Here is a 9,390-nt window from a genome sequence, read left to right on the forward strand (position 1 = left end):
TCAGTTCGGGTTGCGGGCCTCGTTGATGCGCAGCGCCTCTTCGAGCTGGTCTTCGAGGATGATGATCCGGCAGGCGGCCTCGACGGCGGTGCCCTGGTCGACCATTTCCCGGGCGCGGGCGGCGAGGCGGAGCTGGTAGCGGGAGTAGCGCCGGTGTCCACCGGCGGAGCGGTGGGGGGTAATCAGTTTCAGCTCGTCGAGGCGGCGCAGGAAGTCTTGCGAGGTGCCGACGATTTCCGCGGCCCGGCCCATCGTGTAGGCGGGGTAGTCCTCGTCGCCGAACATGTCATCCGGTGGGGCCATATTGCCTCCGAGTTGAGGGCCCCGGCGCAGTAGCGCCGGGGCCCCAGGTTATGGGTTGAACACCATTTACCGACACGTCCGTCGGTCTGTCGTTTCCGCTCCGCGCGCCACAGACAGCGCCGGATGCGGGGATCGCATCAGAGTGACCGAAGACCACCTTTCGTTCGATGGAAACTACGGTGTCCGACCGGCTGAACTCCCGCCGGTGCGGGCGATCCAACGGTGCGCGCCCCTCCCTTTCCTCTGATTTTCGTTGACTTGCTTCTTACCACTCTGCGTTGAACGCTAACCCGGCGCACCGAGAATGTCTAGGGTCGCCGGCACAGATTTTCTGGGTGATCCGCCCGAGCCCCGGCTCAGTCGCGGGCGGCCAGGGGACGGAGCAGGTCGACGAGGCCGCGCGCGTCCGGGGTGGCGGCGAAGAACCGGGCGTCGGCGGCCTCGACGACCTCGATCGCCCGCTGGGCCACTTCGGCGCCGCGCAGTGTGACCCGCAGCAGCTTGGCCCGGGTGTCGGAGGGGTCGACGGCCCGCTCGACGAGCCCCTTGTCCTCGAGCTTCTGCAGTACCTGCGAGGTCATCTTCACGTCCGTGCCGGCGTGGGCGGCCAGGGCGTGCTGGCGGGGCGCCTCGCCGGCCCGGTTGAGCCACCAGGCGCTGGCCAGCAGCACGAACTGCACGTGGGTGAGATCCAGCGGGTGCAGCGCGGCCGCGATGGCGCGCTGCCAGCGCAGGGTGACGTGCCACAGCAGGAAGCCGGGGCTCTCGTCGGGCTGTTTCGGCATGCTCGGATCCTCTACCCGGCGGCCGGGACGGCCTCCGCCTGGCGGCACAGCGCCGCGACGACGTCGGGGAAGTCGGCGGTGATGGCCGGGCCGAGCTCGGGGCCGACGTGGCCGGCGGCGGGGCCGGTGATCTCGGTGCGGTACACCACGCGGGTGCCGCCGGTCGGGAGCGCCTCGAGGCGGTGGACGGTCGTGACCTGGAAGTCGCCGGCGTCCATGACGTCGGTGAAGCGCTCCCCCGGTACAACCTCCGTCAGTTGCATCGAAATGGGCTCCTCGCCCGGCGGGGTCATCGTGAAGCGGGTCCCGGGCGCGAACCGCCCGTCGACGGCGATCTCGGCGACCCCGGCGTTCCAGGCCGGCCAGGACGGCACGTCGGCCCAGACGGCCCAGACGGCGGCGGGTTTGGCGGTGCTGTCGGCGGCGTACTCGTACTCCCACATGGCAATCTCCCTCGTTTGTCTGTGCAGAGACTATCTGTGCGCAGACTAAGTTGCAACCTATTGAACCGATCGGAAATACCTACTACGGTCACCACGTGTTCTCATCGAAGCCTCTGACTCGCCGGGCCGTGCTCGCGACCGCCGCCGGCGCGGGCGCGGCCACCGTGCTGATCCCGTCCGCGGCCCGCGCATCCGTGCCGCGGATCGACACCCTGCTGGAGTGGTACGACCGCACCGCCACCACCGTCGGGGTCATCACCGGGCCCCAGCAGGTGACGAACAGCCGCACGTGGGCCGTCGCCTGGATCGCCGCCGGGCGCGCGGTGGCCGCCGTGCGCCCGGGCGCCGACGCGGAACTGGCGCTGGCGGCCGCGGTACACGAAACGCTCATCACCACCAACCCGGCCGCCGCGCCGGCGCTCGACGAGGCCCTCGCCGCCACCCTGGCCCGGCTCGGCGTGCGCCACCCGGACCGGGCCGTCGCCGCCGGCGTCGACGCCGCCCGCGCGGTGCTCGCCGAACGGGCCGGCGACGGGCTCGACCTCGCCTCGGTCAACCGGCCGTTCACGCCGCCGGCGGCCGCGCCCGGCGTGTGGCAGCCGACGCCGCCCGCCTTCGCCGGGGCCGTACAGTCCGGGCAGGGCGACGGGCGGCCGTTCCTGGTGCGCAGCGTCGACCCGCTGCAGCCCGGGCCCCCGCCGGCCCTCGGCAGCGCCGTCTACCTGCGCGACCTCGCCGAGTCGCGGGCGGTCGGGGCGGTGGACAGCACCGTACGCACCCCGCAGCAGACCGCGGTGGCCCGGTTCTGGTCGCAGACCTCGCTCAACGGCTTCACCGGCGCGCTGCGCACGACCGTCGCGCCGCACGGCTCGCACGCCGCGGACCGCCGCCCGCTCGCCCAGCGGGTCGCGCTCGTCGCCCTGTTCCACGCGGCGACGATCGACGCGCAGATCACGACGTACAAGGCGAAGTACCGCCACCTGTTCTGGCGCCCGGTCACCGCGATCCGGACCGGTTCCGTCGCGCCCGACCCGGCGTGGACGCCGTTCCTCGCCACGCCCGCACATCCGGAGTACCCGTCGGGGCACACCACCTACGCGGGCGCGGCCCAGGCGGTACTGGAGTCGCTCGCCGGGCCGCCGCGGGCCCCGTTCACGCTGACGAGCGCGGTGGCGACGGATGTGACGCTGACGTACCGGCGCTGGTCGGAGCTGACGCAGGACAACATCGACGCGCGCGTCTGGGAGGGCGTGCACTTCCGCAACACCGACGAGACGGGCGCGGCCGTGGGTCGCCGGGCGGCCCTGGCCGCACTCGCCCGCTGGCACGGCCGTCCGCTGTAGCACCACCGGTTGCGCGGCGGCATCACCCGTTGGCGACGGCGTTCAGGGCGGGCCGCGCCAGGCGCTCCCGGATGTCGTCGGCGCCGGGGTGGCCCGAGGCCTCGAGGATGGTCAGGGCCCCGCGCCAGGCGTCCACGGACCGGGCCGGGTCGCCCGCCGCGTGGTGCAGGTCGCCGATGTGGGTGAGGGTGTCGGCCTCGGAGAAGCGGTCGCCGATCTCGCGGAACAGGGCCAGCGCGCGGCCGTAGTGGTGGCCGGCCTCGTCCGGGCGGCCCAGGCGGTGCAGGACGTAGCCGATGCTGTCCATGGCCGAGGCCTGGCCGTGGCGGTTGCCGGTACGGCGGTGCAGCTCGAGCGCCTCGCCGCAGGCGGTCAGGGCGGCCTCGAGGCGGCCGAGCTGGGCGTGGGACCAGCCGATGCCGTTGAGGGCGCTGGCCTGGCCGGCCTCGTCGCCGGCGCGGCGGTACAAGTCCAGGGCCCTCAGGTCGTGGTCCATCGCCTCCGGCTGGCGGCCCAGCATCTCCAGGCTGAAGGCCATGCCGCGGTGCAGGTAGGCCTGGCCGGCCCCGTCGCCGAGCTCGGCGAACAGCTCCCGGGCGCGGTCCAGGTGCGGCAGGGCGCGCTCGTGGCGGCCCCGGCGGCCGTGGGCGCGGCCCAGGCCGGCGTGGCTGTGCGCCTCGGCGAGCACGTCGCCGGTGCGGCGGGCCGCACGCCAGCCGTCGCGCTGCACGGCGAGCAGGTCGTGCCAGTGGCCGTGGTGGTCGAGGAAGTCGGCCAGGCACCAGGCCAGGCGCCAGGCGTGACCCCAGCACCCGGCGTCCACGGCCAGGCGTACCGCGGCGAGCAGCATCTGGCGCTCGGCGGCGAACCAGGCCGCGGCCGCTTCGCGGTCGGCGAACGTCCGGGCGACGACGCCGGCGGCGGGCCGGGGCGGGTCGATCGGGCGGCGGTGCGGGCGGAAGCCCACGGCCGCGGCGTGGGCGGTGGCCAGGTAGTGGTCGAGGAGGCGGACGACGGCGGCGCGCCGCTCCTCGTCCGGCTCGTGGGCCCGGGCCAGCTCGGTGGAGTACACCCGCAGCAGGTCGTGCATTGCCCAGCGACCCGGCCCGCCGGGGGTGACGAGGTGCGCGCGGGCCAGGTCGGCCAGCGTCCGGCGGACCTCGCGCGGCGGGCGGGCGGCCAGGCTGACGGCGGCGTCGAGCGACACGTCGGGGCCGGGGTGCAGGCCCAGGAGCCGGAACAGCCGTGCGGCCGGCTCGCCGAGCGTGCGGTACGACCAGGAGAAGACCGCGCGGACGTCGGTGTCCGCGGCGCCGATGTCGAACGGGTCGAGGCCCGCCTGGGCGTCGCACAGCTCGTCGGCGAGGCTGCCCAGCGCGCGGCCGGGGCGGGTGCCGACGCGGGCCGCGACCACCGCGAGGGCGAGCGGCAGCCCGGCGCAGCGGGCCACGATGACGTCGGCCGCGCGCGGCTCGGCGGCGACGCGGGACGCCCCGACCCGGCCGGTGAAGAGCACGCCCGCCTCGCCGCTGGGCATGACGTCGAGGCGGAGCCGCTGGGCGCCGTCCTTCACGGCCAGGCTCAGCAACTGGTTGCGGCTGGTCACCACGACCATGCTGCGGGGTGAGCCGGGCAGCAGCGGCCGGACCTGTTCGGCGTCGCGGGCGTTGTCGAGCACGAGGAGCATCCGGCGCTCGGCCATGATGCTGCGGTACAGCCCGATCTGGCCCTCCAGCGCCGAGGGCAGCCGGGCCGCCGGGACCCGCAGCGCCTCGAGCAGGCGGCGCACCGCCTTGTCCGCCCCGACGGCGGCCGCGGCCGGGGCGAAGCCGCCCAGGTCGAGGTAGAGCTGGCCGTCGTCGAAGCGCTCGGCGACCCGGTGGGCCCAGTGCACGGCGAGGGTGGTCTTGCCGACCCCGGCCGTGCCCTCCAGGACCGCGATCCGCGGGGTCGCGCCGCCGGCCGCCAGCGCCGCGTCGAGCCGGCGCAGGGCCTCGGCGCGCCCGACGAACGCGGCGATGTCCCGTGGCAGCTCCCGCGGCACGAGACGGCCGGTCCGCGGCTCCGGGGCGCTCTGTGGGACGCCGGGCACCAGGCGGCCGGTCCGCGCGGGCTCCGGGCGGCCCTGCAGAATGCCGCGCTCCGGGGCGCCCTGCAGAATGCCGTCGCGCACGGTGGTGACCTCCGCGCCGGGGTCGACGCCGAGCTCGTCGGCGAGCGCGCGGCGCAACCGGTCGAAGGCGAGCAGCGCCTCGCCGGGGCGGCCGGCCAGGCGCAGCGCGGTCATGAGCCGGGCCGCGACCCGCTCGTCCCACGGGTGGCGCTCGGCCAGCTCGGCGAACTCGGCGATCGCCGCCGCCGCCCGGCCCAGCCGCAGCTGCAGCTCGGCCCGGCGGACCCGGGTGTCGGTGCGCCGCTTCTCCAGCCGCTGGGCCGCGCTGAACAGTCCCGAGTCGGTCAGCCCGTCCAGCGCCGGTCCCCGCCACAGCGCCAGGGCCTCATCGAGGGCCCGCACGGCCGGCGCGTCGGCCCCGGCACCGGCGTACCGCTCGGCCTCGGCCAGCAGCCGGTCGAACCGGTCCAGATCCAGCTCGACCCGGGCGGCCGGCAGCAGGTAGCCGCTGCCGCGGGTGCTGATGACGTCGGCGAAGCCGTGGCCGGCGAAGGTCTTGCGCAGCCCGACCATCCGGTTGCGGATCTGGACCCGGGCGGTCCGCGGGGGCGTGTCGCCCCACACGGTGTCGATCAGCAGATCGACCGGCAGCACCCGGTCGCGCTGCAACAGCAGAGCCGCCAGCAGTACCCGCGTATGCCGCCCGGCCACCGTGACGGGCTCGTCGCCGGCCGTCACCGCCAGCGGTCCGAGCAGCCCGATTGCCGGTGCAACCGCCATCGCCGACCTCGCGCCCCCCGCCGATACATCGACCTGTGACGAACCTATACCCAGCCCGTGCGGGACGGTGCCAGGCTCCCGCCGACAGGTTGACGTCGACGTTCGTCGTCGTTCGGATACGGTCACAACTGCCACGGGGGCAGCATGCTGGAGTACCGCATTCTCGGCCCGGTCGAAGTCGTCACGGACGCGGGCCCGATCCCACTCGGCGGCTCGAAACCGCGCCTGCTGCTGGGCGCGCTGCTGGCCGAGCGCGGCCGGACGGTACCGCCGGACCGGCTCGTCGACGCCGTGTGGAGCGAGGCGCCGCCGCCGACCGCGCGGGCCCTCGTCCAGACCTACGTCTCCCAGCTGCGCCGGGCGCTGCGCCCGCACGGCGCCGAGCCGGCGATCGTGACCACCGCCGCCGGGTACCGGGTCCAGCCGCCGGACGGCGCCCTGGACCACGAGGCGTTCACCCGGCTCGCGCGGGCCGGCCGGCAGGCGATGGCCGAGGAGCGCCCGGCCGAGGCGGTCGACGCGTTCGACCGCGCGCTGGGGCTGTGGCGGGGGGCGGCGTTCGGCGGTACCGACAACCGGTACTTCCACGGCACCGTCGCCTACCTCGACGAACTGCGCCTGGACGTGCTGGAGGAGCGCGGCAGCGCGGCGCTGGCGACCGGGCGGCTCGACGACCTGGCCGGCGAGTTGGTGCCGCTCGTCGCCCGCTATCCGGCCCGGGAGCGGTTCCTGGCCCAGCTCATGACGGTGCTGTACCGGCTGGGGCGGCGCGCCGACGCGCTCGCCGCGTTCCTGGCCGGGCGCGCGGTCCTGCTCGACGAGCTGGGCATCGAGCCCGGCGCCATGCTGGCCGCGACGCACCTGGCGATCCTGCGCGACGACGCCGGCGTACTCGGATCGCTCCGGCCTGTTCGCGGCCGGTCCCTCCCGGCCCAGCCGCCCGCGGTTCCGGCCGGGTCCGGTCGCGGCCGGTCCCGCCCGGCCCAACTGCCCGCGGTTCCGGCCGGGTCCGGTCGCCGCCCTGATGCGCCGGCCCGGGCCCGCCCCGTCCAGCTGCCCGCGGTTCCCGCCGACTTCACCGGCCGGGACCGCGAGCTCGAGGCGATCGTCGCCGGGCTGACCGCGGCACGTCCGGTCCCGGCGGTGCCGATCCACGTCGTCACGGGCGCGGTCGGCAGCGGCAAGACGACCCTGGCCAACCGGGCCGCGCACGCGGTGGCCGCGCACTACCCCGACGGCCAGCTGCACGTCGAACTGCGCGGCGGCACCGACGCGCCCGCCGACCCGGCCGACGTGCTCTCGCGCCTGCTGCGCGCGCTCGGCGACGACCCGTCCGACGCCGGCTCGGACCCGGCCGTGCGGCTGCGGGAGCGGCTCGCCGGCCGGCGCCTGCTGCTGGTCCTCGACGACGCCCGCGACAACGACCAGCTCGCGCCCCTGCTGCCCGGCGCGCCGACGTGCGCGGTGCTCATCACCTCGCGGTACCGCCGGGTCGGCCCGCCCGGCGCCGGCCGCACCGAGATCGGCGCGTTCGACCCCGACACGTCCCGGCTGTTCCTGGAGCGCATCGTGGGCGCCGAGCGGCTGAGCGCCGAGCCGGAGGCGGCGGCCGCCATCGTCGCGGCGTGCGGCGGGCTGCCGCTGGCCCTGCGACCGGCCGGCGAGCGCCTCGCCGCCCACCCGGGCTGGCCCCTGGCCGCACTGGCCGGGCGGCTGGCCGACTCAAACCGGCGCCTGCACGAGCTGGCCGGGCGACCGGCCGACGGCAACCGGCGCTTGGACGAGCTGGCCGGGCGACCGGCCGACGGCAACCGGCGCTTGGACGAGCCGACCGACGACGGCCGACGCGAGCCGCCCGACGGTGACCGACGCCTGGGCGAGCCGGCCGACGAAGACCAGCGCCTGGACGAGCCGGCCGGTGGCGGCCCGGACGTCCGGGCGGCCTTGCAGCGGGCCTATCGGACCCTGGACCGCGACGCCCGCCGCGCCCTGGGCCGCCTGGCCACCCTGGGCCGGCCGGACGTGCCGTCATGGGCGCTCGCGCCGCTGCTCGGCGTGCCGGCGCGGGCCGCCGAGGAGATCGTGGCCCGGCTCGTCGACGCCCACCTGCTCGACCTCGCCGGCCACGACCCGGCCGGGCGGCCACGCTTCGGCATGCACGAGCTGACGCGGCTGTTCGCGGCCGAACGGTACCGGGCCGAGACCGCCCAGAGCCGGCCCGTCGCGCGCTACAGCCGGGCTACAGCCCGAATGCAGTGACGCTTGCCAATGTCGAAGCAGTATCTTTCCATCGACAAGGAGCAGACCTTGGCTCTCCGCCGCACCACGCTGCGGGCGCTCGCCGCCGCCGCGTCCGCCCTGGCGATCCTCGCGGTCGCCCATCCCGCGCAGGCGGCCCCGGCCGCCGACCGCCGGATCACCTTCAACGGGACGTCGGTCACCGTGCCGGCGACCTGGTCCGTCGTCGACCTCGCCGCGAAACCGGGCACGTGCGTCCGGTTCGACGTGCACGCCGTGTACCTCGGCACGCCGCCGACCGACCAGAGCTGCCCGTCGCACGTCTTCGGCCGCACCGAGGCGGTCCTGCTCGAGCCGGTCGTGGCGGCCACGCCGGCCGACGGGGAGACCCCGGGCCAGTTCGACCGGGTCGCCGGCTCGGTCCACGTCCAGGCCACCTTCGGCCCCGACCGCGCCGCGGCCGCCGGCATCATGGCGAGCGTCTCGACCAGCGGCGCCGCCAAGGCCCTCGACCCGCGCACGTCGGCGCCGTCCCTGGCCGCGGTGCCGATCAGCGCGACGAACTACTCCGGCAAGGGCTTCGACCCGTGCACGGCGCCGAGCTCGTCGACGATGAACGCGTGGAAGGCCTCGCCGTACCGGGCGCTGGGCGTCTACATCGGCGGCGAGAACCGCAGCTGCTCGCAGCCGAACCTGACCGCCTCCTACGTGACGGCCCAGGTCGCGGCCGGCTGGCATTTCTTCCTGTTGTACGTCGGGAAGCAGGCCCCCGCCACAACGTGCGGCGGCTGCAGTCACATCACCTCACCCGCCGCCGACGGCAAAGCCGAGGCCGACGACGCCGCGGCCAAGGCGGCGGCGCTCGGCTTCGCGAAGAACAGCCCGATCATCTTCGACATGGAGCAGTACGGCTCGAGCTCCACGACGACCGTCATGGTCTTCATGGACGCCTGGACCAAGGAGCTGCACGCCAAGGGCTACAGCTCGGGCATGTACAGCAGCGTCTCGTCCGGCATCTCGGACCTCGTCGACCACTACAACGACTACGAGATGCCCGACATCATCGACTTCGCGCACTGGGGCACCGCGGCCAACACGTCCGACCCGGCCATCCCGAGCACCATGTGGTCCGACCACCAGCGCATCCACCAGTACACGGGCGGCCACGACGAAACCTACGGCGGCGTGACCATCAACATCGACAGTGACTACCTGGACGTCAACCTGGCCGCGCCGACCGAGCCGGTCCAGGTGCAGCCGGGCCGGCAGTTGGCGGATCTCAACGGTGACGGTCTGCCGGAGCTGATCGGTCGGAAGGCTGATGGGGGTTTGTACGCGTATCCGCACAAGGTGGGTGTGGCGTCGGTGGTGGGGACGGCGTGGGA

The 9,390-nt window shown here is 75.2% G+C and carries 7 protein-coding genes; 3 read left to right on the forward strand and 4 right to left on the reverse strand.

What is annotated here, in order from left to right; translation table 11 throughout:
• The 3 genes from AB0B76_RS25285 to AB0B76_RS25295 form a co-directional block, all read right to left on the reverse strand.
• Positions 1-303 carry a MerR family transcriptional regulator gene (locus AB0B76_RS25285; protein WP_360379637.1) on the reverse strand — a complete coding sequence of 101 codons (303 nt, stop codon included), beginning with the start codon at positions 301-303 and terminating at the stop codon, positions 1-3.
• 356 nt (positions 304-659) lie between these two features.
• Complete coding sequence (locus AB0B76_RS25290) at positions 660-1,088, reverse strand: MarR family transcriptional regulator (protein ID WP_360379639.1); 429 nt, start codon at positions 1,086-1,088, stop codon at positions 660-662.
• Between the two features lie 11 nt (positions 1,089-1,099).
• On the reverse strand, positions 1,100-1,531 hold the full coding sequence (locus AB0B76_RS25295; protein WP_360379642.1) for an SRPBCC family protein: 432 nt from the start codon (positions 1,529-1,531) through the stop codon (positions 1,100-1,102).
• 95 nt (positions 1,532-1,626) lie between these two features.
• On the opposite strand from AB0B76_RS25295, the gene AB0B76_RS25300 reads away from it, so the two are divergent.
• Positions 1,627-2,874 carry a vanadium-dependent haloperoxidase gene (locus AB0B76_RS25300; protein WP_360379644.1) on the forward strand — a complete coding sequence of 416 codons (1,248 nt, stop codon included), beginning with the start codon at positions 1,627-1,629 and terminating at the stop codon, positions 2,872-2,874.
• A 22-nt stretch (positions 2,875-2,896) separates the two neighbouring features.
• On the opposite strand, the gene AB0B76_RS25305 is transcribed toward AB0B76_RS25300, so the two are convergent.
• Positions 2,897-5,767 carry a BTAD domain-containing putative transcriptional regulator gene (locus AB0B76_RS25305; protein ID WP_360379646.1) on the reverse strand — a complete coding sequence of 957 codons (2,871 nt, stop codon included), beginning with the start codon at positions 5,765-5,767 and terminating at the stop codon, positions 2,897-2,899.
• Positions 5,768-5,911: 144 nt separating this feature from the next.
• Between AB0B76_RS25305 and AB0B76_RS25310 the strand changes: the two genes are divergently transcribed.
• Positions 5,912-8,026 carry a BTAD domain-containing putative transcriptional regulator gene (locus AB0B76_RS25310; protein WP_360379649.1) on the forward strand — a complete coding sequence of 705 codons (2,115 nt, stop codon included), beginning with the start codon at positions 5,912-5,914 and terminating at the stop codon, positions 8,024-8,026.
• Between the two features lie 9 nt (positions 8,027-8,035).
• Positions 8,036-9,390: DUF1906 domain-containing protein (locus AB0B76_RS25315; protein WP_360379652.1), on the forward strand; the 1,355-nt coding region annotated here is incomplete at its 3' end.

This window comes from Dactylosporangium sp. NPDC049140 (assembly GCF_040648435.1).

What these genes read in the sequence shown, in the direction of transcription:
- AB0B76_RS25290 (WP_360379639.1), bottom strand. Translation starts at nt 1,088, where the DNA reads ATGCCGAAACAGCCCGACGAGAGCCCCGGCTTCCTGCTGTGGCACGTC.
- AB0B76_RS25295 (WP_360379642.1), bottom strand. Translation starts at nt 1,531, where the DNA reads ATGTGGGAGTACGAGTACGCCGCCGACAGCACCGCCAAACCCGCCGCC.
- AB0B76_RS25305 (WP_360379646.1), bottom strand. Translation starts at nt 5,767, where the DNA reads ATGGCGGTTGCACCGGCAATCGGGCTGCTCGGACCGCTGGCGGTGACG.
- AB0B76_RS25310 (WP_360379649.1), top strand. Translation starts at nt 5,912, where the DNA reads ATGCTGGAGTACCGCATTCTCGGCCCGGTCGAAGTCGTCACGGACGCG.
- AB0B76_RS25285 (WP_360379637.1), bottom strand. Translation starts at nt 303, where the DNA reads ATGGCCCCACCGGATGACATGTTCGGCGACGAGGACTACCCCGCCTAC.